This window comes from Actinoplanes auranticolor, from assembly GCF_018332655.1.
GTDB lineage: Bacteria > Actinomycetota > Actinomycetes > Mycobacteriales > Micromonosporaceae > Actinoplanes > Actinoplanes auranticolor.
The window spans coordinates 145742-168152 of sequence record NZ_BOQL01000021.1 but is presented as its reverse complement, the minus strand read 5'-3'; the positions used below and the strand labels follow the sequence as shown (position 1 = coordinate 168152).

The 22411-nt window shown below is 71.5% G+C and carries 21 protein-coding genes; 12 read left to right on the top strand and 9 right to left on the bottom strand.

The features are described 5' to 3' along the window. Nucleotides 1–25 precede the first annotated feature (25 nt). A complete protein-coding gene (locus Aau02nite_RS12385) occupies nucleotides 26–1747 on the top strand; it encodes an acyl-CoA dehydrogenase family protein (protein WP_246595081.1) in 1722 nt (573 codons plus the stop codon). On the opposite strand, the gene Aau02nite_RS12380 is transcribed toward Aau02nite_RS12385, so the two are convergent. From Aau02nite_RS12380 to Aau02nite_RS12370, 3 genes are all read right to left on the bottom strand, one after another. Continuing rightward, complete coding sequence (locus Aau02nite_RS12380) at nucleotides 1744–2907, bottom strand: endonuclease (RefSeq protein WP_212988519.1); 1164 nt, start codon at nucleotides 2905–2907, stop codon at nucleotides 1744–1746. The genes Aau02nite_RS12385 and Aau02nite_RS12380 overlap by 4 nt on opposite strands. A 109-nt stretch (nucleotides 2908–3016) precedes the next feature. Next, complete coding sequence (locus Aau02nite_RS12375; RefSeq protein ID WP_212988518.1) at nucleotides 3017–4093, bottom strand: M15 family metallopeptidase; 1077 nt, start codon at nucleotides 4091–4093, stop codon at nucleotides 3017–3019. Nucleotides 4094–4245: 152 nt separating this feature from the next. Beyond that, nucleotides 4246–4851, bottom strand: a complete 606-nt coding sequence (locus Aau02nite_RS12370) for a TetR/AcrR family transcriptional regulator (RefSeq protein ID WP_212988517.1) — start codon at nucleotides 4849–4851, stop codon at nucleotides 4246–4248. A 78-nt stretch (nucleotides 4852–4929) separates the two neighbouring features. Here Aau02nite_RS12370 and Aau02nite_RS12365 point away from each other — a divergent pair, with 78 nt between their 5' ends. Beyond that, on the top strand, nucleotides 4930–5871 hold the full coding sequence (locus tag Aau02nite_RS12365) for an LLM class F420-dependent oxidoreductase (protein ID WP_212988516.1): 942 nt from the start codon (nucleotides 4930–4932) through the stop codon (nucleotides 5869–5871). A gap of 2 nt (nucleotides 5872–5873) precedes the next feature. On the opposite strand, the gene Aau02nite_RS12360 is transcribed toward Aau02nite_RS12365, so the two are convergent. After that, entirely contained in the window at nucleotides 5874–7301 is a 1428-nt protein-coding gene (locus tag Aau02nite_RS12360; protein ID WP_212988515.1) for an NAD-dependent succinate-semialdehyde dehydrogenase, read from the bottom strand. 16 nt (nucleotides 7302–7317) lie between these two features. Then, a complete protein-coding gene (locus tag Aau02nite_RS12355) occupies nucleotides 7318–8073 on the bottom strand; it encodes an SDR family NAD(P)-dependent oxidoreductase (RefSeq protein WP_212988514.1) in 756 nt (251 codons plus the stop codon). Between the two features lie 39 nt (nucleotides 8074–8112). On the opposite strand from Aau02nite_RS12355, the gene Aau02nite_RS12350 reads away from it, so the two are divergent. The 3 genes from Aau02nite_RS12350 to Aau02nite_RS12340 are packed head-to-tail and all read left to right on the top strand — an operon-like array spanning nucleotide 8113 to nucleotide 10471. Further along, nucleotides 8113–9045 (top strand): DUF6282 family protein, encoded by a 933-nt coding sequence (locus tag Aau02nite_RS12350; protein WP_212988513.1) that lies wholly within the window; start codon nucleotides 8113–8115, stop codon nucleotides 9043–9045. Then, a complete protein-coding gene (locus tag Aau02nite_RS12345) occupies nucleotides 9042–9611 on the top strand; it encodes a carboxymuconolactone decarboxylase family protein (RefSeq protein WP_212988512.1) in 570 nt (189 codons plus the stop codon). Before Aau02nite_RS12350 ends, Aau02nite_RS12345 begins: the two co-directional genes overlap by 4 nt. Further along, nucleotides 9608–10471: an N-acyl homoserine lactonase family protein gene (locus Aau02nite_RS12340; RefSeq protein WP_212988511.1), complete on the top strand. Its 864-nt coding sequence runs from the start codon at nucleotides 9608–9610 to the stop codon at nucleotides 10469–10471. The genes Aau02nite_RS12345 and Aau02nite_RS12340 overlap by 4 nt, the downstream gene beginning before the upstream one ends. On the opposite strand, the gene Aau02nite_RS12335 is transcribed toward Aau02nite_RS12340, so the two are convergent. Genes Aau02nite_RS12335 through Aau02nite_RS12325 form a run of 3 tightly spaced genes read right to left on the bottom strand, consistent with a single transcriptional unit; the run spans nucleotide 10437 to nucleotide 13589 of the window. Further along, nucleotides 10437–11900, bottom strand: a complete 1464-nt coding sequence (locus Aau02nite_RS12335) for a flavin-containing monooxygenase (protein ID WP_212988510.1) — start codon at nucleotides 11898–11900, stop codon at nucleotides 10437–10439. The two genes, Aau02nite_RS12340 and Aau02nite_RS12335, sit on opposite strands and share 35 nt — an antisense overlap. Continuing rightward, nucleotides 11897–12808, bottom strand: a complete 912-nt coding sequence (locus Aau02nite_RS12330) for a cupin domain-containing protein (RefSeq protein WP_212988509.1) — start codon at nucleotides 12806–12808, stop codon at nucleotides 11897–11899. Before Aau02nite_RS12330 ends, Aau02nite_RS12335 begins: the two co-directional genes overlap by 4 nt. Next, entirely contained in the window at nucleotides 12798–13589 is a 792-nt protein-coding gene (locus Aau02nite_RS12325; protein ID WP_246595080.1) for an HpcH/HpaI aldolase family protein, read from the bottom strand. The genes Aau02nite_RS12330 and Aau02nite_RS12325 overlap by 11 nt, the downstream gene beginning before the upstream one ends. A 135-nt stretch (nucleotides 13590–13724) precedes the next feature. Here Aau02nite_RS12325 and Aau02nite_RS12320 point away from each other — a divergent pair, with 135 nt between their 5' ends. The 3 genes from Aau02nite_RS12320 (at nucleotide 13725) to Aau02nite_RS12310 (ending at nucleotide 16586) form a co-directional block, all read left to right on the top strand. Further along, a complete protein-coding gene (locus Aau02nite_RS12320; RefSeq protein WP_212988508.1) occupies nucleotides 13725–14402 on the top strand; it encodes a GntR family transcriptional regulator in 678 nt (225 codons plus the stop codon). 103 nt (nucleotides 14403–14505) lie between these two features. Beyond that, entirely contained in the window at nucleotides 14506–14907 is a 402-nt protein-coding gene (locus Aau02nite_RS12315) for a carboxymuconolactone decarboxylase family protein (protein ID WP_212988507.1), read from the top strand. After that, nucleotides 14904–16586 carry a thiamine pyrophosphate-binding protein gene (locus Aau02nite_RS12310; RefSeq protein WP_212988506.1) on the top strand — a complete coding sequence of 561 codons (1683 nt, stop codon included), beginning with the start codon at nucleotides 14904–14906 and terminating at the stop codon, nucleotides 16584–16586. The genes Aau02nite_RS12315 and Aau02nite_RS12310 overlap by 4 nt, the downstream gene beginning before the upstream one ends. Here Aau02nite_RS12310 and Aau02nite_RS12305 read toward each other — a convergent pair. Beyond that, nucleotides 16576–17415 (bottom strand): SDR family NAD(P)-dependent oxidoreductase, encoded by an 840-nt coding sequence (locus Aau02nite_RS12305; protein ID WP_212988505.1) that lies wholly within the window; start codon nucleotides 17413–17415, stop codon nucleotides 16576–16578. The two genes, Aau02nite_RS12310 and Aau02nite_RS12305, sit on opposite strands and share 11 nt — an antisense overlap. A 215-nt stretch (nucleotides 17416–17630) precedes the next feature. On the opposite strand from Aau02nite_RS12305, the gene Aau02nite_RS12300 reads away from it, so the two are divergent. The 4 genes from Aau02nite_RS12300 (at nucleotide 17631) to Aau02nite_RS12285 (ending at nucleotide 22405) form a co-directional block, all read left to right on the top strand. Then, the gene (locus tag Aau02nite_RS12300) at nucleotides 17631–18416 is read left to right on the top strand and encodes an IclR family transcriptional regulator (protein ID WP_212988504.1); all 786 of its coding nucleotides are present in this window, start codon (nucleotides 17631–17633) and stop codon (nucleotides 18414–18416) included. Nucleotides 18417–18543: 127 nt separating this feature from the next. After that, nucleotides 18544–19599, top strand: coding sequence for an extracellular solute-binding protein (locus Aau02nite_RS12295; protein WP_212988503.1), 1056 nt, complete (start codon nucleotides 18544–18546; stop codon nucleotides 19597–19599). Nucleotides 19600–19601: 2 nt separating this feature from the next. After that, nucleotides 19602–21317, top strand: a complete 1716-nt coding sequence (locus tag Aau02nite_RS12290; RefSeq protein ID WP_212988502.1) for an ABC transporter permease subunit — start codon at nucleotides 19602–19604, stop codon at nucleotides 21315–21317. Next, nucleotides 21314–22405, top strand: a complete 1092-nt coding sequence (locus Aau02nite_RS12285; protein ID WP_212988501.1) for an ABC transporter ATP-binding protein — start codon at nucleotides 21314–21316, stop codon at nucleotides 22403–22405. Before Aau02nite_RS12290 ends, Aau02nite_RS12285 begins: the two co-directional genes overlap by 4 nt. The last annotated feature ends 6 nt before the right edge of the window (nucleotides 22406–22411 follow it).

The window sequence follows — 22411 nt, the reverse complement described above, 5'->3', positions numbered from 1 at the left end:
GCCCACCGAGAGAGGGGACGCCGCCATGGCCGACTCGCTGCTGTTCAACCCGACCACGTACGACCCGGCGCACCTCGATCCCGAGACCCGCCGGCTGCTGCGCGCCACCGCGGAGTTCTTCGAGAGCAGGGGCAAGAAGGCGCTCATCGACAGCCACATCGACCGGGCCTGGTACGGCGACTTCCTGGACTTCGCCGCCAAGGAGGGCCTGTTCGCCACGTTCCTCACCCCGGCCGCCGACGGCGCGGGTGATCCCGCCAAGCGCTGGGACACCGCCCGCAACGCCGCGCTCAGCGAGGTTCTCGGCTTCTACGGCCTCGGCTACTGGTACACCTGGCAGGTGACCGTGCTGGGTCTCGGCCCGGTGTGGCAGAGCGACAACCGGGCCGTCCGCGCCCACGCCGCGCAGCTGCTCGCCGACGGGCACGTCATGGCCTTCGGTCTGTCCGAGCGGAGCCACGGCGCCGACATCTACGCCACCGACATGATCCTCACCCCCGACGGCGCGGGCGGGTTCCGGGCGGACGGCACGAAGTACTACATCGGCAACGGCAACGTCGCCGGCCTGGTCTCGGTCTTCGGCCGGCGCGCCGACGTCGAGGGACCCGACGGGTACGTGTTCTTCGCCGCCGACAGCCGGCACCCGGCGTACCACCTGGTCAAGAACGTGGTGAACATGCAGATGTTCGTCAGCGAGTTCCGGCTCGAGGACTACCCGGTGCGCGAGCGGGACGTGCTGCACACCGGCCGGGCCGCCTTCGACGCCGCGCTCAACACCGTCAACGTCGGCAAGTTCAACCTCTGCACCGCCGCCATCGGCATCTGCGAGCACGCGATGTACGAGGCGGTGACCCACGCCCACCGGCGCGTGCTCTACGGCAAGCCGGTCACCGACTTCCCGCACGTGCGGCGGGAACTCACCGACGCGTACGTACGGCTGGTGGCCATGAAGCTCTTCAGCGACCGCGCGGTCGACTACCTGCGCTCAGCGGGTCCGGAGGACCGCCGGTATCTGCTGTTCAACCCGATGACGAAGATGAAGGTCACCACCGAGGGCGAGAAGGTCATCGACCTGCTCTGGGACGTGATCGCCGCCAAGGGCTTCGAGGCCGACACCTACTTCGACAAGGCCGCCAAGGACATCCGCGGCCTGCCCAAGCTCGAAGGTACGGTGCACGTCAACCTCGCCCTGATCCTCAAGTTCATGCCCGGCTATCTGTTCGAGCCGGCCGCTTTCGCGCCCGTACCGCAGCGCCACGATGCCGCCGACGACGAGTTCCTGTTCCGCCAGGGCCCGGCCCGCGGTCTCGGGTCCATCCGCTTCCACGACTGGCGCATCGCCTACGACGCCCACGCCGGCGTGCCCAACGTCGCGCGTTTCCGGGAGCAGGCCGACGGGCTGTGCGCGCTGCTGCGCGCGCACGCCCCCGACGCGGAGCAGCAGAGTGACCTCGACTTCCTGCTCGCGCTCGGCCAGCTCTTCGCCCTCGTGGTCTACGGCCAGCTGATTCTGGAGCAGGCGGACCTGACCGGTCTGGACAGCGGGCTGCTGGACGAGATGTTCGGGCTCCTGGTCCAGGACTTCTCCGCGTACGCCACCGAGCTGGGCGGCAAGGCGGCCACCACCGAGGAGCAGGCCGCCTGGGCGCTGGCCCACGTCCGCCGCCCGGTATGGGATGCCGCTCGTACTGCCGCGGTGTGGGAGGACGTGGTCGCGCTCTGCGGCGCGTACGAGATGCGGCCCTAGCCGAAGATCGAGGTGGCCCACTCCGGGTGGTCGATGAACGGGTTGCGGTTGCGCTGGTAGCTGCTGTAGATGAGCTCGTTGCGGCGCTTCTCGAAGGCGTCCGGCGGGTCCTGCTGGTTCCACTGCCGCAGCGCGGAGAGCCGGCCCAGCCGCGGCGCGGTGCCGCTGCCGGTGGCGTCGTCCACCTCGAGGTCGGGCCACGCGTCGCCGCCCTCGTAGCGCACCGCCATGTAGAAGATCATGCGCGCCACGTCGCCCTTGACCGCCGCCCGCGGCTCCCACGAGTCGGCGTCGGTGCGGTTGCCGGGAGCGTCGGAGACGGCGGCGCCGCCGTTGTCGAAGTCCTTGTTGTCGCGCGTGGAGTTCACCCGTACGTCCTCGGGGCGCAAGTGGTGCAGGTCCGTGCCCGGACCGGCGGCCGTGCCGAAGTCGCCGTGCGATTTCGCCCAGACGTGCTCGCGGTTCCAGTCCCCCGCGTCGCCGCCGTTGAGCGACTTCGACCGGCTGGTGCCGGAGTAGAGCAGGATGACGTTGGCCGAGTTGGCCGGATCCTGATCGGTGGCCTTGAGCGCGTTCCAGACCGCGTCGTACGACAGCGTGGTGACACCGCTGGAAATGATGACGTGCAGCGCGTTCTTCAGGCTCTCGCCGGACTTGCCGGCCGCGGCGGCGTAATAGCTGCCGGTGGAACCGGTCGGTGTCGGCGTGGGCGTACTGCCGCCGAGGGTCATCGCGGACGGTGACTTGAGGCCCGGGTGCGTGAAGTAGGCGGTCAGGGCGCCGGTGACGGTGATCGGGTCACGCATCAGGCCCGGATTGCTGCGCAGCCCGAAGGTGGTCCGGTAGGCGCTGGTGACCTGCACGTACAACATGTCGCCGGGATCGGTCTCGCTGCTGCTGTCAGCGATCGCGATGGCGGTGTCACCGGTGAAGGCGCTGAAGAGCACCGTGGTGGTGGCGGTGGGCTGGCCGACGACGTACCCGTGGACGGTGCCGGTGCCGCTCTGAGCGCTGATCGCCTGCGCGACCGTGAGGGTGCTCGCGGCCGCCGGGAGCATCCCGGCGGGCACCCGGACCATCGTGACGACCAGCGCGAGCACGGCGAGCAGGGCAGGCATCGTGAGCGCCGCGGCGCGCCGACGTGACGACGGTCCGGACATGGGCGACTCCGCTCGGCAGGCCACATCGACGTTGATCAGATTATGGCCGACCGGGCAGCTCACGGGTCCATATCAGCAGCGTCATACGCCGACGGGCGACGCCACGGGGTCAGCCGCCGGTGATGGACCAGTGCCACGGCTCGGAGGGCAGGTTCACGAAGCCGTACCGGCCCGCATTGGCGACCAGCCACCGGAATGCCGGGGTCGTCGCGGTGAGCGTCCGGCCGCCCGAGGTGATGTCGACGGCCAGGCCCAGTTCGTGCAGTGAGCGGCCCGGGATCGCCGTCGGGACGCGGCAGGACGAGGCCGGCGCGGTCCAGACGTCGGGGCAGCCGTTGATCTTGCGGAGCTCGATCTGCCGCTGCTTGGTGCGGAAGCCGCCGCCGGAGATCAGGATGCCGGCGGCCTTCGCGTCGGCGACCATCCGGCGGAACGCGAACGCGACGTTCTTGTGCACGGTGACGCCGTTGACCGAGGTGGTGTCCGCGACGGAGAACCGGGCCCGGACCTCGGTGACGACGGTCCGGCTGAGGGCGGCGGCCTGGCGGGCCAGCTCGGCCGACTTGTCCAGGGCGATGAGCTTCTGCTGGTTGGTCCGCACCGTCGCCGAGGAGGTCTGCCACGCGACGATCGCCTTGTCCAGGCCCACGGTGGCGGTCCGGGCCGCGGTCTGCGCCGTCTTCAGCTCGGTCGCGGCCTGGCGCGCCTCCGTGCGGCGCAGGGTCACCGTCCTGGCCGCGGCGGCGATGGCGTTCTTCGCCCCGGTCACCGCCGCGCCGGCGCGCGGGCGCTGCAGCGACACCACGGTCAGCGTGTTTCTCGCGCTGGTCAGGGCCTCCCCCGCGACCGCATACCGGGTACGGGCGGCAGCGTCGGCGGTGACGGCCGTGGTGAGCCGGCTCTGCGCCGAGGACTGGGTGACCTTGCCCTTCTGGACCTGGGCCGACCGGGCGGCGAGCGTGGCCCGCTGAGCGGCGAGAGTCTTGCGCAGCTGGACGTACTTCGGGCTGGGCGTGAGGCTGTGGTACATCAGCGACGACCAGCTCTGCGCGACGCGCGGGACGGCAGCGGAGGCCGGGCTGGGCACGCCGGCGACGGTCAGGGTCACGGCGAGGGCGGCCAGGATCGCCGCGGCGCGGGACCGCAGGGGCCGCGGGAAATGTCGGGATTGCTGTCGGGTCGTCATCTGGGTGCGCTCCTCGGCCTCAAGCGGTCAGGGCGGGTGGGCGGAGGCACGCGTCAGCCTCCGGGAAGTGGTGTCCAGATGACTCTCGTGCCCCACAGGTGCAGCCGCGGCTCGGTGCCGGAGCGGACAGGTTGCCGGCGCCCGCGCCCGGGTTACTGCCCGGCGGGCGAAGGGGCGAGCAGAGCGCGGGCCGCCTGCACGGCCCGGACGGCGATCGCGTCGACGGTGCCGCCGTTGCGGGCGAAGAAGCCGTCGGTGAACAGCGAGGCGTAGCCGTGGGCCACGGCGATCGTCGCCTCGACGAACAGGACGTCCTCCTCGTACGAGGGTGAGCCGGTCGCGCTGGCCAGGTCGAGCAGCGTGGTCATCAGGGCCCGGGTCTGCTCGCGGCGGGTGTCGTCGGGGATCTTGTAGAGGTCGGCGGCGTAGATGACGTGGAAGCCGGCCCCGGTACGCACGACGTACCGCACGTAGGCACCCGCCACCGCGGCCAGGCGGTCGGCCGGGTCGGGACCGGCCGCGTCGGCGGCGGCCGTGATCGCGGCCCGCAGGTCGCGGGCCGCGGTGGCCGAGATCGCGCTGAGCAGGTGGTCGCGGTCCGGGAAGTGCCGGTACGGCGCCGCCGAGCTGACCCCGAGCCGGCGTGCGACCGCAGCGACCGAGAAGCGCTGCAGGCCGGCCTCGGCGAGCAGGTCGAAGCTGGCCTCGATCAGCGCGGCGCGCAGGTCGCCGTGGTGGTACTTGCGGACCGCCGACACACCTGCCTCCTGACTTGCGATCGAGTAAGAGGGCTCTTACATTAGCAAGTGATAGCCCTCTTACATGGTGGAGGCACTGTGAGCATCCGGCTCGGGTACCAGATTCCGAACTTCACCTACCCCGGCGTCCCGGTCGAGGACACCTTCGGCACGGTCGCCGCGCAGGCCCGGGAGGCCGAGGCGGCCGGCTTCGACACGGTGCTGGTGATGGACCACTTCTACCAGCTGCCCGGCATCGGCGCGCCGGAGAACGCGATGCTGGAGGCGTACACGACGCTCGGGGCGCTGGCCTCGCTGACCTCGACGGTCCAGCTGTCCACCTTGGTCACCGGGAACACGTACCGCAATCCCGCCCTGCTGGCCAAGACCGTGACCACCCTCGACGTGGTCTCCCGGGGCCGGGCGATCCTCGGGATCGGCGCCGGCTGGTTCGAGCGCGAGCACCACGACTACGGCTTCGAGTTCGGCACCTTCGGACAGCGTTTCGAGCGGCTGGAGGAGGCGCTGACCATCATCACGCCGATGCTCAAGGGTGAGCCGGCGACCCTGGACGGCAAGTGGTACACGGCGCGCGGCGCCATGAACAACCCGCGGGTGCGCCCGACCGTGCCGATCATGCTGGGCGGCAGCGGCGAGCAGAAGACGTTCCGGCTGGCCGCGCGCTTCGCCGACCACATGAACATCATCTGCGACGTCGAGGACCTGGCCCGCAAGGTGGCCGTGCTGCGGCAGCGGTGCGAGGAGATCGGCCGTGATCCCGCCACGCTCGCGACCAGCTACCTGAGCATGGGCATGGTCGGCGAGACCGAGCAGGAAGTGAAGGAGCTCGCCGAGACCGTGCCCGAGGACCGCCGCAACCGCGCGTTCCTCGGCACCCCGGAGCAGGTCGCCGAGCAGCTGCAGGAGAAGGTGCTCGGGGCCGGCATCGACGGGATCACCATCAACCTGATGCGCAACGGTCACCGCCCCGGCGTCGTCTCGGCGGTCGGCGCCGCCCTCAAGCCGCTCGTCGCGGCCTGAGGTCACGCGGTCAGGGCGATGTACTTCTCTTCGAGGAACTCCAGGATGCCCTCGGAGCCGCCCTCCCGGCCGAGCCCGCTCTGCTTGACACCGCCGAACGGGGCGGCCGGGTCGCTGATCACGCCACGGTTGACCGCGACCATGCCGGCCTCGAGGCGCCGGGCGACCGCGACCGCCTCGCGCTCCGCACCGAAGACGTACGCCATCAGCCCATAGACGGTGTCGTTGGCCATCCGGACGGCCTCGTCGACGTCGCTGAAGCGGACCACCGCCGTGACCGGCCCGAAGATCTCGGTCGTGGTGATCGTCGACCCGTGCTCGACGCCGGTGAGCAGCGTGGCGTCGTAGAAAGCGCCGTCGGCGGACGCGTGGCCGCCGCGCAGCAGGGTGGCGCCCTCGGCCACGGCGTTGTCCACGAGGGCGGCCACCTTGTCGCGCTCGCCGACCGAGACGAGCGCGCCGAGGTCGTTCGCGCGGTCGAGCCCGGGGCCGACCGAGATCGCGGCCAGCGCGGCGTCCATCCGGGCGACGAATTCGTCGTGCACGGATTCGTGCACGTAGAAGCGGTTGGCCGCGGTACAGGCAGAGCCGCCGTTGCGCATCTTGGCCAGCAGCGCGCCCTCGACCGCGACGGCCGGGTCGGCACCGGGCAGCACGATCAGCGGGGCGTTGCCGCCGAGCTCCATCGACGCGCTGACCACGCTGTCGGCGCACGCGCGCAGCAGCTCGCGGCCGACCTCGGTCGAGCCGGTGAAGGAGAGCTTGCGGACCTCGGGGCGGTCGATCATCCGCCGCACCGCCGGGCCGGTCGGTACGGGCGTCACCAGGTTCACCACGCCGCGCGGCACCCCGGCCCGGAACAGCACCTCGACGACGTACGCCGCGGTGAGCGGGGTCTCGCGGGCCGGCTTGAGGATGGTGGTGCAACCCGCGGCGAGGGCGGGTGCGAGCTTGCGTGTCGCCATCGCCGCCGGGAAGTTCCAGGGGGTGATCAGCAGCGACACCCCGATCGGCTGCCGGTCCACGATGATCCGCTTGTCGCCGGCCGGTGAGAGCCGATAGTCCCCCGGCACCCGGACCGCCTCCTCGGCGAACCAGCGGAAGAACTCCTTGGCGTACGTGGCCTCACCGATCGCGTCAGCCCAGGACTTCCCGTTCTCGCGCACCATCACCTCGGCGAAGTCCTCGAGTTCGGCGGTGAGGATCTCGTACGCGGCACGCAGCAGCTCGCCCCGCTCACGCGGAGCCGTGGCCGCCCACCCCGGCTGTGCCGCGGCCGCCGCGTCGACCGCGTCCAGGCAGTCCTGTTCCTCAGCGATCGCGAAGCGGGCGACGGTCGACAGGTCGGCGGGGTCGACGACGTCGAAACGCCGGCCGCCCGCGCCGGGCCGCCACTGTCCGTCGATGAACAGATCGGCGCGCAAGGTCATGTGCTGACTCCTGATCTCAGGCAAGGAAGCCGCCGTCCACCGGCAGCACGACGCCGCTGATGTGACTGGCCCGGTCGCTCAGCAGGAAAGACGCCGCGGCGCCGACCTCCGCGCCGGTGCCCGCCTTGCGCAGCGGGGTCGCCGCGATGCGCGCCTCGACCCCGCCGGGGATGGCCAGCCGGGTGCGGTCGAGCATGGGCGATTCGGTGGGGCCGGGCGCGATGGCGTTGACCCGGATGCCGTACGGGCCGAAGTCGTGGGCGGCGGTGCGGGTGAGGCCGATGACGGCGTGCTTGCTGGCCTGGTACGCGCCCATTCCGGAGCTCCCGCGCAGCCCGCCGATGCTGCTCATGGTGACGATCGAGCCGGCGCCCCGCTCCCGCATGACCCGCGCCTGTTCCCGCAGGCACAGCCAGGTGCCCTTCACGTTCACGGCCATGAGCCGGTCGAAGTCGCTCTCCGCGACCTCGTCCAGGCGTCCGCCCTGGCTCGTCGCCGCGTTGTTGAGGGCCCCGTCGAGCCGGCCGAACCGTTCGACGGTCGCGGCGACGAAGGCGGCGACGTCGGCCGCCTGCGAGACATCACCGGTCGTGCACTCGACGTCGTGTCCGGCCAGCCGGAGCTCGGCGGTGATCCCGGCGAGCGGCCCGGCGCTGCGGGCGACCAGCATCAGGGCGGCGCCGTCGCCGGCCAGGACGCGGGCGGCGTCGGCGCCGATCCCCGCGCTCGCGCCCACGACGAGGACGACCTTGCCGGTCAGCGATCCGCTCATCGCTTGAGGCTATCGTCATACCGTCATACAATTCAAGCCATGGAGCCGACCGCTGACCTGCTCGCCGCCGCCCAGCCCGAGGGTTTCGACCGGTTGCTGCGCGGGGCCGTCGACGTCCACGTGCACGGTCAGCCGGACCTGTCGGCCGGGCTGCCCAACCGCGGCGCCGACCTCGCCGTGGCCCGGCTGGCGCACGCGTACGGGATGGCGGGCTGGGTCCTCAAGTCCCACCTGTGGGCGACCACCGACCGGGCCCGGGCCGTCCGGGAGGCGATGACCGGCACCGGCTTCGAGGTGTACGGCAGCATCACCCTCAATCCCCCGGCCGGCGGCCTCGAGCCCGGCGTCGTCGAGCTCGCCGCCGCCCACGGGGCCCGCGTGGTGTTCCTGCCGACCTGGGGTGCCGCCGCCGACGCCGCCCGCGGCGGTTACATCTCCACGCTGCTGGGACGCGTGGCGCCGTCCTTCCCCGAGTACGCCGCCCGCACCGCCGTCAGCCTCTGCGATCCGGACGGGGCTCTCTCGGGCCGGACCCGGGCGGTCATCGACGCCTGCCGGGCGCTCGATCTGGCGCTGGCCACCGGGCACGCCTCGGTCGAGGAGAGCCGCGCGGTCGCCGCGTACTGCGCCGAGGTGGGACAGCGTCTGCTCATCACCCACCCGCTGCACTACACGACGGATCCGGCCGAGTTGCGCGAGTTCACCGACATGGGCGCGTACCTGGAGTTCTGCAACGCGCCGCTGGTGCATCCGGACGGACACCTGAGCGTGCGGGACGTGCACGAGGCGCTCGCCGGCGTCGGGTCCGAGCGGGCGATCCTGACCACCGACGTGTTCTCCCGATGGGTGCCGCCCGAGCCGGAGTGCCTGCGTATGTTCCTCGAACAGCTCGCCTACCTCGGCTGGACCGCCGGGCAGCTCGCCACCATGGTGTCCACCAATCCCCGCGCCTTCCTGGGAGAACCGGCATGAGAATCGACGACGTCGATCCCGCGGACCTGACCGACGCCCAGCGGGAGCTGTACGACCTGTACACCACCGGGCCGCGCGTGGCCCCGCAGAGCGCGTTCTCCCTCGTCGGCGCGGACGGGCGGTTGCTGGGCCCGCCCGCGGTCTGGATCATCAGCCCGGTCTTCGGCAAGGCGCTGCAACAGATCGGCAGCGCGGTGCGCTTCGGCTCCCAGCTGCCGGTGCGGGCCCGCGAGATCGCGATCCTGCTGGTCGGCCACCATCACCGCAGCGCCTTCGAGCTCTACGCGCATGAGCGGGCCGGGGCCGCCGCCGGACTCACCGGCGCGGACCTGACCGCCCTGGCGGAGAGAACGGAGCCGGCGGACGTGTCCGAAGTGGAGTCCTGCATCTTCCGGACGACTCTGCGGATCCTGGGCCGCGGCACGCTGGACGACGACGAGTACCGCGACGCTGCCGGGGTGCTCGGTGCGCCGGGACTGCTCGAACTGGTCACCATCGTCGGCTACTACAACATGGTGGCCTGGCAGCTCGCCGTCTTCGACATCCAGCCGCCGGCCGCGTCGTGAACCACTCCATCTGGATCCTGGAGTACGGCTACGTCGACCGGTTCCCGGCGAGCAACCTGTTCGCCGGGCAACCCCACGAGGGGCACCGGCGCATGCCGTACTGCTTCGGGCTGGTCCGCTCGGCCGACCGGTGTGTGCTGGTCGACACCGGCTTCGCGGACCAGGCGATCTACGACCGGCTCACCGCCAAGTACGGCGACACCCGGTGGCGCGCGCCGGTCGACGTGCTGCGGCGGGCCGGCGTACGGCCCGAGCAGGTCGACACCGTCCTGCTGACCCACAACCACTTCGACCACGCCGGCTGTGTCGACGCGTTCCCGGCCGCGCACGTGTGGATCCAGCGACGCGAGATCGAGAGCTATCTCGCCGCGGCCGCACGGCCCGCCCGGTTCGAGTTCCTGACCAGGTCCTGCCAGGCGGATCTGCCCGAGCAGCTGGCGGCGCGCGCCTGCACGCTGGTCGACGGTGCGGCCGAGGTGGCGCCGGGTATCGAGCTGCGGCCCGCACCCGGCACCCACACCGCCGGTTCCCAGCTGGTCGCGGTCACCAACGCCGCCGACGGCACGTGGGTGTTCGCCGGCGACAACGTCTACAGCTACGAGAATCTCGAAGGGCTGCGCGGCGACGGCGTGCTGGCCCCGATCGCGATGACGACGGGCAGCGCCACCGCCTGGCTCGACTTCGCCGACGGGCTGCTGGCCGGGGTCGGCGGTGACACCCGGCGGATCCTGCCGTTCCACGAGGCGGCCGTGTGGGACCGGTTCCCCTCCACCACCTACGACGACGGCCTGCACGTGGCGGAGGTGTCGCTGGCCGGTGGGCACCCTAGCGTGGTGTCCGCAGGCCGAACCGGGCGATGAGCCGGGTGGCCAGCGCGTAGGAGAGGTGCCCGCCCGGCCACTGCGTGACGTTGTGACCGGCCGGGTCGTGGTAGTAGTTGTGGCAGCCGGCGTTCATGGCCGAGGCGCTGCCGGCCATCCGCCGGTCGATCCACCGGGTGAAGCGACGGGCCGCGGCCGGGGACGTGTCGATGCGGCGCCGCCGGGTGCGCTCGAGCCGCCGCACGGACTGCACGACCACCTCGGCCTGCCGTTCCAGCTGGGCGATGACGGAGACGCCGCCGTTGGTGTTCGGGCCGTACAGGATGAAGAAGTTGGGGAAACCGGGCACGGTGATGCCCATGAAGGCGCTGGCGCGCTCGCGCCAGACGTCGTGGATGCTGCGCCCGTCGCGGCCCTTCACGTCCAGGCCGGCCAGGAACTTCGTCGGCTGGAAACCGGTGCTCAGGATGAGCACGTCGATGTCGCGGGGGGTCCCGGTCGCGTCGACCACCCCGGTCTCGGTCACCCGGTCCACCGCGTGCGGCACGAGTTCCACGTTGGCCCGGTTCAGCGCCGGGTAGAAGGTGGACGAGATGACCGGCCGCTTGCAGCCCCACGGATAGCCGGGAGTGACGGCGGCGCGGGTCGCCGGGTCGGTGATGCTGGCGGCGATGAACCGTTCGCACGCCTCGCGCATCCGCCGCTGGCGGCGCGACCCGACGTCGTAGCCCTTGAACCGCCGGTTGCCCTGATGGAAGATCCGGGCCCGGTTCAGCCGCTGGGCCAGCGGGACGTGCCGGTAGACCCACCGCTCGCGCGCGGTGAACTCGCGCTCGTTCTTGGGCTCGACCCAGCCCGGTTCGCGCTGGAAGACGTGCACCCGGCCGGCCACCGGGGCGATGGACGGAACGATCTGCACCGCGGTCGAGCCAGTGCCGACCACAGCCACCGACTTGCCGGTGAGGTCGTGCTCCTCCCAGCGGGAGGTGTGGAAACACGGCCCGGTGAAGGTGTCGAGCCCGGGCCAGTCCGGGAAACGCGGCACGCTGAGCAGTCCCAGCGCGGAGATGACGACGTCGTACTCCGCGCTGTCACCGTGCTCGGTGGACAGCGTGTAGGTGCTGGTGGACTCCTCCCAGACCAGATCGGTGACCCGGGTGTTCAGCCGCAGGTACGGGGTGAGCCCGAAGTGCCGCACCACGTGCTCGGCGTAGGCCAGCAGCTCCGGCTGGGTCGCGTGGGTCCGCGGCCAGTCGTACTTGAGGAATGAGAACGAGTACGCGTGCGAGGGGACGTCGACCTCGCACCCGGGATACCGGTTGTCGTACCAGGTGCCGCCGACGCCGGCCGACTGCTCGTAGATGACCACCGAGGCTCCGGTCCGCTTGCGCAGCTTCACCGCAGCCGCGATGCCGCCCAGCCCGGCGCCGATGACGGCGACCCGGAGCGGTTCCCGCCGCCCGGTCATCGGGGCTCCGGGGCCGGGTAGTCGGCCGCGTTGAACACCCAGCCGTCCATGGCGGAGAAGTCGGAGCGCGGCGGGCAGAACACGTCGATGAGGTGGTTGGTCGCCGGGCCGACCGCCTCGCTGGTGTGCAGCGACGGCGGCGGGATGACGGTGACCGACGGCGCGACGACCGAGTAGTGCTCGTCCTCGCGCCAGTTGGCCTTGTTCGTCGTCCAGGGCCAGCGGATGTGGTGCACGTACTCCCCCGCCAGCACGATCGAGCACTGCTCGAAGTCGTCGTGCTTGTGCGGCGAGAGCTTGGCCGGGTCGCGCGGCCCCTGCTTGGGATCGATGAAGTTGACCATGAAGGTGGTGCAGCGGTACAGCCGGAACGGGGGGTTGGCCAGCGGCGCCACGGTCAGGTCGTAGGTGCGTACGCGGTAACCGCCGACCGGCTCGGGCCAGGGCTGGAACGGCGGGATGTTCTCGTGCGGCTCGGTGTAGGAGTCCGCGTTGGCGGCGAGCGCGGCCACGTCCGCCGACCGGGTGGTGAGCAGCCGCAGCACGCGGCCCCGTCCGGTGACGGTCACGGTGCTGTCGCCCGGTGGCACGACGATCATCGTGCGGCCGGTCGCCGTGACCTCCTCACCCGGCGCCTGGACGCGGGCCTCGAGGTCGTCGTCGGCCAGCAGCACCACGTACTCGTCCGGCTGCCCGGTGCGCGCGAAGGCGGCCGGACCGTCCACCTCGGAGTAGCCGACGACGAAGTTCTGGCCGCGGGCGTACCAGGTCGAGACGCTCTCGGTCTTCTCCACCGGGGCCCGGTCGCGGAACTGGACGTGCTCGGAGCCGGAGAACCGTTCGGGGGCGGTGGCGGTCGCCGCGTTCGACGGCAGGGTGGAGCGCAGATCGGTGGGGTCAAACGCCATGGGGGGCTCCTTCGGCGAATCGGCTGCCGAGGTCGGCGACGACGGACGTCGCGGCGCTCCTCAGCAGGCTGGTGTCGTTGCTGACCATCACGTACCGGTAGCCGCGGTCGGCGGCCTCGCGGGCCTGCGCCGCGTTCTGCACCGCGGTGCCGGCGGGCACGCCGCGCGCCTGCGCGGCGGTCAGCAACCGGTCGACCAGCTTCTGGAACTCGGGATCGGACGGGGCGAGGCCGGACGACAGCTGCAGGTCGCCCAGGCCGAGGAACACGCCGTTGAGCCCGGCGACGTCGAGGATCTCGTCGGCCGCCTCGAGCGCGGCCCGGTCCTCCAGCTGGACCGCACGCATGACTTCCTCGTCGCCGAAGCGCAGATACTCCGCCCGCGGCGTGCCGCCCCAGCGGCCGGCCCGCGACGTGGTGCCCAGGCCGCGGTCGCCGCCGGGCGAGAAGAGCATCTGCCGGACCGCCGCGGACGCCTCCGCCACCGAGGTCACCCGCGGCACCAGGATCCCGTCGACGCCGGCGTCGAGCAGCCGCTGCAGGTGGCTGCCGCTGCGGTCGGGCACGCGGACCAGCACCGACAGGCCGGCGCCCTGGGCCACCACCGTGGCCTGGTAGGCGAACTCGAAGGTCAGCGGCGCGTGCTCCTGGTCGATCACGATGAAGTCGAACCCGGCGTCGGCCAGGATCTCCACCGGCTCCAGGGCCGGGATCTTGACCCAGGTGCCGACCAGGCAACGCCGTGCCGAGGCCAGTCTGCGAGCGAAACCCAACCGCGTCATAGCGCTCCTCACGAGGGGTTTTGGGTTTCAAAAATGTAGCATCGTCATACGATCTGAAACAACCGTCCGGCGGTCGTCGGTGGCTGGGTACGATGTCAGGCAACGGCGACGGACGAGGGTGGCGAGGGGGCGGCGGTGACGCGAGCCAATGCGTTGCGCGTGGAGCGCACCCCGGCCCTGATCCGTTCCCAGGTCCTGGAGAATCTGCGCCAGGCCATCCTGGACCGCCGGCTCGCCCCCGGGCAGCGGCTGATCGAGCGCGAGCTGGTCGAGCTGACCGGCGTCTCGCGCACCAGCGTCCGCGAGGCGCTGCGCGAGCTGGCCGCCGAGGGCCTGGTCACCGCGATCCCCAACAAGGGCACCGTCGTGACCAGCGTCAGCGCCGAGGAGGCCCGCCAGCTCTACCAGGTGCGTTCGGTGCTGGAGGCGCTCGCCGGCCGGCTCTTCGTCGAGCACGCCGGCCCGGCCCAGCGCAAGGCCCTGGCCCGCGCCCTGGAACGCGTCGAGCGGCAGTTCGCCAAGGGCGCGCCGATCCTCGCCGCCAAGGACGCCTTCTACGACGTGCTGTTCGAGGGCGGCGGCAACGACGCGCTGCGGTCGGTCGTCGGCAGCCTGCACGCCCGGGTGAGCGTGCTGCGCTCGCTGTCGCTGTCGGTCCCGGGCCGGATCGAGCACAGCGTCGCCGAGCTGCGCGCGATCGTCGACGCGGTCCAGGCCGGTGACGCCGACGCGGCCGCGGCCGCCTGCGCCCGGCACGTCGAAGAGGCCGGTCGCGCCGGGCTGCAGGCGCTCTCCGAGCAGAACGGCGCCTGACCCCGCCCACGGCAGCACCATTTCCCTGGCCGTCACGTGTTCCCTCGGATTGTATGATCGTCGTACGCTGAGCCGGTCCCGGTCGACAGATGAGGAGCGGTCCATGAGTGACGATGAGAGCCGGCTGGAACGCGGCAACCGGATGCGGCGTGAGGTGCTCGGCGACGCGCACGTCGACCGCTCGATGCTGCGGGCCACCGACTTCACCCGGGTGTTGCAGGAGTACGTGACGGCGAGCTGCTGGGGCGACGTCTGGTCCCGGCCCGGACTCGACCGGCGCACCCGCAGCCTGCTCAACCTCGCGATGCTGACCGCGCTGAACCGTCCGCACGAGTTCTCGGTGCACGTCCGCGGCGCGCTGCGCAACGGCTGCACCGAGGCGGAGATCCAGGAAGTGCTGTTGCAGACCGCCCCGTACTGCGGCGCACCGGCGGCCCTGGAGGCGTTCCGGCTCGCCGAGCAGGTGCTGCAGGAGACCCGGCAGGAAGCCGCGGCCGCCGGATGACGCGGCGGACCGGCGCCCGGGTCGTCGCCGACATGCTCGACGGCTACGGCGTGACCCACCTGTTCCTGGTGCCGGCGATCCTGCGCCGCACCCTGGCCGAGCTGGAACTGCACCACCCGCACATCGAGCGGGTGGTCACCCACGGCGAGAAGGCCGCCGCCTACATGGCCGACGGGTACGCGCGGGTGTCCGGGCGCCCCGGGGTCGCCGCCGCCCAGGTGGTCGGGGCGCTGAATCTGGCCGCCGGCCTGCGTGAGCCGTTCCTGGCCGGTTCCCCGGTGCTCGCGCTCACCGGCGGGCGGTCCCCGGCCACCAAGTTCCGACAGGTCTACCAGGAGATCGACGACCTGCCCGCGTTCGAGCCGGTGACCAAGTTCAACGCGAGCATCGACGACGCCGATCGCTTCCCCGACATGCTGCGGCACGCGTTCCGGGTCGCCACCACCGGCGTCCCGGGCCCTGTCCACCTGCAGATCCAGGGCAACGAGGGGCAGCTCGACACGCAGGAGACCGACGCCGAGCCGCTCGTCGAGCCGGGCTTCGCCCGGGTGCCGGCCGTACGCCCGGCGCCCGACGACGACAGCATCTCAGCGGCCCTGCGGTTGCTGGCCGCGGCGGCGCGGCCGGTTCTCGTCGCCGGTGGCGGGGTGCGGTCGTCCGGCGCCGGTGCCGAGCTGGTGGCCCTGGCCGAGGCGCTGCGCATTCCGGTGGCGACCTCGGCCAACGGCAAGGACACGATCCCGGGCACGCATCCGCTGTCGGCCGGAGTGGTCGGGACCTACTCGCGCGAGAGCGCCAACCAGGTCGTCGCCCGCGCGGACCTGGTCTGCTTCATCGGTACGGCCACCGGCAGCATGACCACGCACTTCTGGGCCGTCCCGCCCAGCGGCACTCCCGCGATCCAGATCGACATCGAGGCGTCCCGGCTCGGGCGCAACTATCCGCTGCGTACCGGTATCGCCGCGGACGCCAAGCTGGCCCTGGCCCGCATGCTGGCGCTGGCCGGCCGGTTCCCGGGGGTCGACCGCACCGCCTGGCTGGCCGAGGTGGCGGGACTGAAACGGGATTGGCGGGCGCGCTACCGCGAGGTGCTGACCAGCGACGCGGTGCCGGTCCGCCCGGAACGCATCGCCGCCGGGCTCACCGCGGGCCTGCCGGACGACGCCGTCCTGCTGGTCGACACCGGCCACGCCGGGATGTGGATGGCCCAGTTCCACGACATCACCGCGCCGGGGCAGAGCTATCTGCGCAGCGCCGGGCACCTGGGCTGGGCCTTCTCCGCGGGCGTGGGTGCCAAGTGCGCCGCGCCGGACCGGCCGGTGGTGGTCTTCACCGGTGACGCCGGGCTGTACTACCACCTCGGGGAGATCGAGACCGCCGTACGCCGGCGGGTCAACCTGATCACCGTGGTCAACAACAACCACGGCGGCAACCAGAGCCGGCGCGGCTTCGACCGGGCCTACGGCGGGCAGGCCACCGAGCAGGCGCGGGAGCTGTGGACGTACCAGGAGGTGGACTTCGCCCGGGTCGCCGAGGAGATGGGTGCTCTGGGCATCCGGGTGGACAAGCCCAGCGAACTGGCGCCGGCCCTGGACCGGGCACTGTCGGCCGGCCGCCCGGTGGTGATCGACGTGCACACCGACATCGGGGTGGCCGCCCCGCTGCCGGTCAGCTCGTAGGACCGCCGTAGAGGGACGCGTCGTAGGCGGCGAAGTCCCAGGCTCCGGCGCCGCCCGAGGGCCGGACCGTGCTCACGATGCCGGCGCCGCCGTCCACCGAGACCACCTCGCCGGTCATGTAGGCGGCGTCGTCGCTGAGCAGGAACGCCACCACGGCGGCCACGTCCTCGCCGGTGCCGGCGCGGCGCAACGGCGTGCTGCTCGCACGCCGGGACATGTCGTCCTTGCCGCCGGACACGTCGGGCGTCGCGGCGAAGAGCTCGGTGGGCACGATGCCGGGGGCGACGGCGTTCACCCGTACGCCCAGCGGGCCGCCGTACATCGCGGCGCCGCGCAGGATGCCCAGCACCGCGTGCTTGGAGGTCTGGTACGCCAGCAGGTCGGCACTGCCGCGCAGGCTGCCGATCGAGCCGGTGAGCACGATGCTGCCGGCGGTGCCCTGGGCGGCGTACTGCCGGAAGGCGGCGCGCACGCCCAGGAAGACGCCGCGCACGTTCACGGCCATGACCCGGTCGAACTCGGCCACGGTGAGCTCGGGCAGGGTGGCGAAGGAGCCGGGGATGCCGGCGTTGAGGTGGTGCAGGTCGACCCGGCCGAAACGCTCGACGGCCGCCGCCAGGTATCCGGCCACGCCGTCCTCGGCGGACACGTCGGCCCGGACGCCGATGCTCTCGGTCGGCAGCGTTCCGGCCACCGCGCGCGCCCGGTCCTCGTCGAGGTCCACGGCAACCACGTGCGCGCCCTCCTCGGCCAGCCGGCGGGCCGTGGCCGCACCGATCCCGCCCGCGGCCCCGGTCACCACCGCGACCCTGCCCGTGAGTCCGCGCATGTCCACACCTCCGCATCGCCTGGTCACACCGTCGACGGATTGTAGGTCAATCATACAATGCTGTCACCCGCCGGATTTAACTTGCGGGAAGTACGGAGGAAATCTGTTCCGACCCTTGACATGCCGCGGGATGGATCACCTACATTCCTCGGTACCGGATATCCGGATGGCCACCCCGCAATGCGGGACGGGCCGGACCTGTGAGGGAGGTTCGCATGACCAGCACCTCCCGGGGTCCGCGCGCCGCAGCCGACGGACTGGAGATCGCCAGCGGTGACCTCCAGGTGGTCGCGCGGGTGGTCCAGCTGCTCCGGCTGCTCGCGGCCCACGACACCATCGACCTGGTGTCCGCGGCCGAGGAGCTCGGCGTCGGCAAGTCCACCGCCCACCGCTACCTGGCGTCGATGGAGAACCACGGACTCCTGCAGCGCCGGGACCGCAACCAGTACGAATTCGGTGTCCTGCTCGCCGAGCTGGGCACGATGGCCCTGTCCCGGCTAGGGGTGCTCGACCTGGCCGGTCCGGTGATGGAGGACATCAGCGTGCGCGTCCGCCTCACGGTCGTGCTCAGCGTGTGGAACGGCAGCTCCCCCGTGGTGGCCCAGGTGCGGGAGGACAGCAGCCGTACGGCACACGTCTCGATAGCCGTCGGCAGTCAGCTCGGCCCCGACGCCGCGCAGACGGTCGCCTTCTGGGCCTTCCGCGACGAGTCCTTCTACCGCTTCCGCGAGGGCGCGCCGCCCGTGCACGCCAGTGAGGCGGAGCTCGCGGAGGTCCGCCGCACCGGGATCGCGTTCCGCGGGAGCCCGCAGAACGGCATCAGCGCGGTGGCCACCGTGGTCCGCGACCCGGCCGGCCAGGTGGTGGCCACCCTGGCCGCCGTCGACATCGCCCAGTTCGTACCCGAAGGAAGCGACAGCCCGGTGGCCCGCGCCCTGCTGGCGGGGGCCGAGACGATCAGCCGGCGCATGGTCAGCCCGCTCGACGGCGGAGCGGACTGACCGGCGCGGTCCGAGCGCCCCGGCCGGCGCCGGGCACCACCTCAACGGCACCCGCGGGGAGCGCCGTCCCAGATTCATCGTGCGCGGGAACAGGTGACGGTTCCCGCATCGAGAAAAGGCGATACCCATGAAGACATATCGATTTCTCACGACGATAGCGCTCGGCGCCCTGCTGATCTCCTCCTGCGGTGTGGGCGGGGACTCCGGCGGCGGTGGCGCCGACGAGAAGGCACTGACCTGGGCCAGCACCGGCGGCCAGTTCCAGGAGGACGAGAAGAAGGCGCTCCAGGAGCCGTTCACCACCAAGACCGGGACCAAGTTCACCAACATCAGCCCGGCCGAGCAGGCCCAGGTCCGCACGATGGTCAAAGCCGGCAAGACCATCTGGGACCTGGCCAACATGAGCTGGATCTACGCCGGCGCCTACTGCGGTGAGCTGTTCGAGAAGCTGGACGACCCGGCCCTGGACCGCAGCAAGTTCCCCCCGGGCACCACCGGCGACTGCTTCGTGCCGACCTATCGCTACGCCAACATCTTCAGCTACAACGCCGACCTCTACCCCGGCGAGAAGCCCACCACCATCAAGGACTTCTTCGACGTCAAGCGCTTCCCCGGCAAGCGGGTCATCTACGACTACCCGAAGGCCGGACTGTTCGAGGCCGCCCTGGTCGCCGACGGGGTGGCGCCGGAGCAGGTCTACCCGATCGACCTGGACCGGGCCTTCAAGAAGATCGACACGATCAAGGACTCGCTGGTCTTCGCGCCCAGCTACGGCGCGATCCAGCAGATGATGGTCGACAAGCAGGCCAGCATGGTGCTCACCGTGACCGCCCGCACGATCGTATCGGCGCAGAGCGGCGCGAACCTGGTGCCGGTCTGGGATTTCAACACCACTGACATCGGTGCCCTGGTCATCCCCAAGGGCGCGCCGCACAAGGCGCTGGCCCAGCAGATGCTCGCGTTCGTCACCGAGCCGGCCCAGTCCATCGCCTACGCCAAGCTGACCGGCACCGCACCGGCGCGACCCGACGTCGATCTCAACTCGGTCGGCTACACCGAGCAGCAGAAGAAGTTCAACGCCTTCCTGCCCGAGCGCGGCCGCACCCTCGAGCAGGACAAGAAGTGGTGGATCGAGAACACCGACGCGCTGGTCAAGCGCTGGACGAGCTGGAAGGTCGGCTGAGGATGGCCGTCTCGACCGCCACGCCGGAGGCGCCCGCGACCGGGCGCCCCGGCCCGGCCCGGACGGCGAGGAAACGCCCGTCCGGCTGGCTGTTCCTGGCGCCGGCCCTGCTCGCGCTGGTGGTCCTGTTCGTCCTGCCGCTGGCCGGCCTGGTGGTGGACAGCTTCACCGAACCGGAGACCGGCCTGGGCAACTACGCGTCGCTGTTCACCGACGGGTACACCATCCGGGTCCTGGGCCGCACGCTGGTCATCGCGCTCATCGTCTCGGTGATCGGGGCGCTGCTGGCCTACCCGTACGCGTACGCGATGACCCTGGCCGGCCCCACCATGCGCGCCCTGCTGGTCACCATCGTGCTGATCCCGTTCTGGACGAGCATGCTGGCCCGCAACTTCGCCTGGCTGGTGCTGCTGCAGGACGGCGGCGTCGTGCAGAAGATTCTCACGCCGGTGGGGCTCGGCGACGTACGGCTGCTCGGCACCCCGATCGCCGTCGGCATCTCGATGACCCAGGTGCTGCTGCCGTTCCTGGTACTGCCGATGTACAGCGCGATGTCACAGATCGACGGCCGCCTGGTCGCGGCCGGGCAGAGCCTGGGCGCGCCCCGCTCGCGGGCGTTCCGCCGCATCTACCTGCCGCTGTCCGCCCCCGGGGTGGTCGCCGGCATGTCGCTGGTCTTCGTGCTGGCCCTGGGTTTCTACGTCACTCCGGCGCTGCTCGGCTCGACCCGCAGCGCGATGATCGCCCAGGTCATCAACGTGCGCGCCCGGGAGCTGCTGGACTTCGGCGGCGCCGGCGCGATGGGCATGTTCCTGCTCGTCGTCACCCTGGTCGTGCTCGCCCTCAGCCGCCGGCTGGCCGGCCAGAACGTCGCCGTCACCGCGGCCGGCGGTCAGCCGCGCCGCACCGGCGGGACCGCGGACAGCTCGGCACCCGTACGGCCCTGGCTCAAGGTGCACACCACGATCGTCGCGATCATCCTGGTCGCGCCGACCCTGGTGGTCATCCCGATGAGCTTCTCGTCGTCGGAGACCTTCCGCTTCCCGCCCGACACCTGGTCGCTGCGCTGGTACGAGAACCTGTTCACCTCGCCGGAGTGGACCGCCGCGATCCTTAACACCCTGCAGGTCGGCATCTACACCGCGGTGATCGCGACCGTGCTCGGCACGATGGCCGCCTTCGGCCTGGCCCGGCTGCGTCCCCGGTGGCGCGGCCCGGTCAACGGTTTCCTGCTCTCACCGATGATCGTCCCGCACATCCTGGTGGCACTGGTCGTCTTCTCCGCGTTCCTGCAGCTCGGCCTGAACGGGACGCTGATCGGCATCATCCTGGCCCACACCGCGATGGCGCTGCCGTTCGTGGTGATCGCGGTGACCGCGCGGCTGCAGGGCATGGACGGCCGGCTGCCCGCGGTGGCGGCGAGCCTGGGGGCGAGCCCGCTGTCGGCGTTCCGGCGGGTGACCCTCCCCCTGGTCCTGCCCGGCATCCTCTCCGGCGCCGTGCTGGCCTTCGTCACCTCGCTCGACGAGGTCGTCATCGCCCTGTTCCTGCAGGCGCCCGGGGCGATCACGCTGCCGGTACAGATGTTCAACAGCATCACCGTCCAGATCGACCCGACCATCTCCGCGGCCTCGAGCCTCATGGTCGTGCTGGTCAGCGTTCCCATCCTGCTCGCCCAGGTCGTCGGCGCGCGGCGCGGAAAGAAAGGCACCCGATGAGCAACCCCGCGATCGGCGCCAGCGGCGCCCGGGTCGAGCTGGTCGACCTCAGCAAGCGGTACGGCACGGCCGAGCCGCCCGCCGTCGACCACATCAACCTCGATATCAAGCCCGGTGAGTTCATCACATTGCTGGGCCCGAGCGGCTCGGGCAAGACGACCACGCTCAACATGATCGTCGGTTTCACCGAGCCGACCTCCGGGCGCATCGAGCTCAACGGCGCCGACATCTCCCGTACGCCGGCGCACAAGCGCAACTTCGGCATGGTGTTCCAGAACTACGCGCTGTTCCCGCACCTCACCGTGGCGCAGAACGTGGCGTTCCCGTTGCGTGAGCGGAAGGTGCCGGCCGCGGCGACGGCGAAGCTGGTCGGCGACGCGCTGGAGCTGGTCGACCTGGGCGGGATGGGCAACCGGCGCCCGCACGAGCTCTCCGGCGGGCAGCAGCAGCGCGTCGCCCTGGCCCGTGCGGTGGTCTTCTCCCCCGGCGTGCTGCTGCTCGACGAGCCGCTGAGCGCGCTCGACCGCAAGCTGCGCCAGTCGCTGCAGCGCGAGATCAAGCGCCTGCACGACGAGCTGGGGCTGACCTTCGTCTTCGTCACGCACGACCAGGACGAGGCGATGACCCTCTCGGACCGGATCGCCATCTTCGACCGCGGCCGGATCGTCGCCGTCGGTACGCCGGCCGAGCTCTATCACCGGCCCACCACCCAGTTCGTCGCCCGGTTCCTCGGCGAGTCCAACGTCTTCGCCGGGCGATACCGCTCGGCCGACGTCTACGAGTGGCACGACCGCAAGTGGACCGTGCGCGAGCCGGGCGACGGCAGCGAGCAGCAGGCGCTGATCGTGCGGCCGGAACGCATGCGCGTCGCCTCCGACGAGGAATCGGTGCCGGCCGGGAGCAACGCCGCTTCCGCCACGGTCACCGATGTCTCCTTCTACGGCACGTACTACCGCATCGAGCTCGCCTTCGACGACGACTCGGTCGGCTGTGCGGTACTGCCCGTCGGCGTGCCGGCGGCGGACGGCCCGGGCACCCGGGTCATCGCCCACTGGCAGCCCGAAGACCAAGTCCTGGTTTCCCAGTGACGGTGA

What these genes read in the sequence shown, in the direction of transcription:
- Aau02nite_RS12345 (WP_212988512.1), top strand. Translation starts at nt 9,042, where the DNA reads ATGAGAATCGACGACGTCGATCCCGCGGACCTGACCGACGCCCAGCGG.
- Aau02nite_RS12380 (WP_212988519.1), bottom strand. Translation starts at nt 2,907, where the DNA reads ATGTCCGGACCGTCGTCACGTCGGCGCGCCGCGGCGCTCACGATGCCT.
- Aau02nite_RS12325 (WP_246595080.1), bottom strand. Translation starts at nt 13,589, where the DNA reads ATGACGCGGTTGGGTTTCGCTCGCAGACTGGCCTCGGCACGGCGTTGC.
- Aau02nite_RS12315 (WP_212988507.1), top strand. Translation starts at nt 14,506, where the DNA reads ATGAGTGACGATGAGAGCCGGCTGGAACGCGGCAACCGGATGCGGCGT.
- Aau02nite_RS12335 (WP_212988510.1), bottom strand. Translation starts at nt 11,900, where the DNA reads ATGACCGGGCGGCGGGAACCGCTCCGGGTCGCCGTCATCGGCGCCGGG.
- Aau02nite_RS12360 (WP_212988515.1), bottom strand. Translation starts at nt 7,301, where the DNA reads ATGACCTTGCGCGCCGATCTGTTCATCGACGGACAGTGGCGGCCCGGC.
- Aau02nite_RS12310 (WP_212988506.1), top strand. Translation starts at nt 14,904, where the DNA reads ATGACGCGGCGGACCGGCGCCCGGGTCGTCGCCGACATGCTCGACGGC.
- Aau02nite_RS12385 (WP_246595081.1), top strand. Translation starts at nt 26, where the DNA reads ATGGCCGACTCGCTGCTGTTCAACCCGACCACGTACGACCCGGCGCAC.
- Aau02nite_RS12285 (WP_212988501.1), top strand. Translation starts at nt 21,314, where the DNA reads ATGAGCAACCCCGCGATCGGCGCCAGCGGCGCCCGGGTCGAGCTGGTC.
- Aau02nite_RS12300 (WP_212988504.1), top strand. Translation starts at nt 17,631, where the DNA reads ATGACCAGCACCTCCCGGGGTCCGCGCGCCGCAGCCGACGGACTGGAG.
- Aau02nite_RS12290 (WP_212988502.1), top strand. Translation starts at nt 19,602, where the DNA reads ATGGCCGTCTCGACCGCCACGCCGGAGGCGCCCGCGACCGGGCGCCCC.
- Aau02nite_RS12305 (WP_212988505.1), bottom strand. Translation starts at nt 17,415, where the DNA reads ATGCGCGGACTCACGGGCAGGGTCGCGGTGGTGACCGGGGCCGCGGGC.
- Aau02nite_RS12330 (WP_212988509.1), bottom strand. Translation starts at nt 12,808, where the DNA reads ATGGCGTTTGACCCCACCGATCTGCGCTCCACCCTGCCGTCGAACGCG.
- Aau02nite_RS12295 (WP_212988503.1), top strand. Translation starts at nt 18,544, where the DNA reads ATGAAGACATATCGATTTCTCACGACGATAGCGCTCGGCGCCCTGCTG.
- Aau02nite_RS12375 (WP_212988518.1), bottom strand. Translation starts at nt 4,093, where the DNA reads ATGACGACCCGACAGCAATCCCGACATTTCCCGCGGCCCCTGCGGTCC.
- Aau02nite_RS12355 (WP_212988514.1), bottom strand. Translation starts at nt 8,073, where the DNA reads ATGAGCGGATCGCTGACCGGCAAGGTCGTCCTCGTCGTGGGCGCGAGC.
- Aau02nite_RS12350 (WP_212988513.1), top strand. Translation starts at nt 8,113, where the DNA reads ATGGAGCCGACCGCTGACCTGCTCGCCGCCGCCCAGCCCGAGGGTTTC.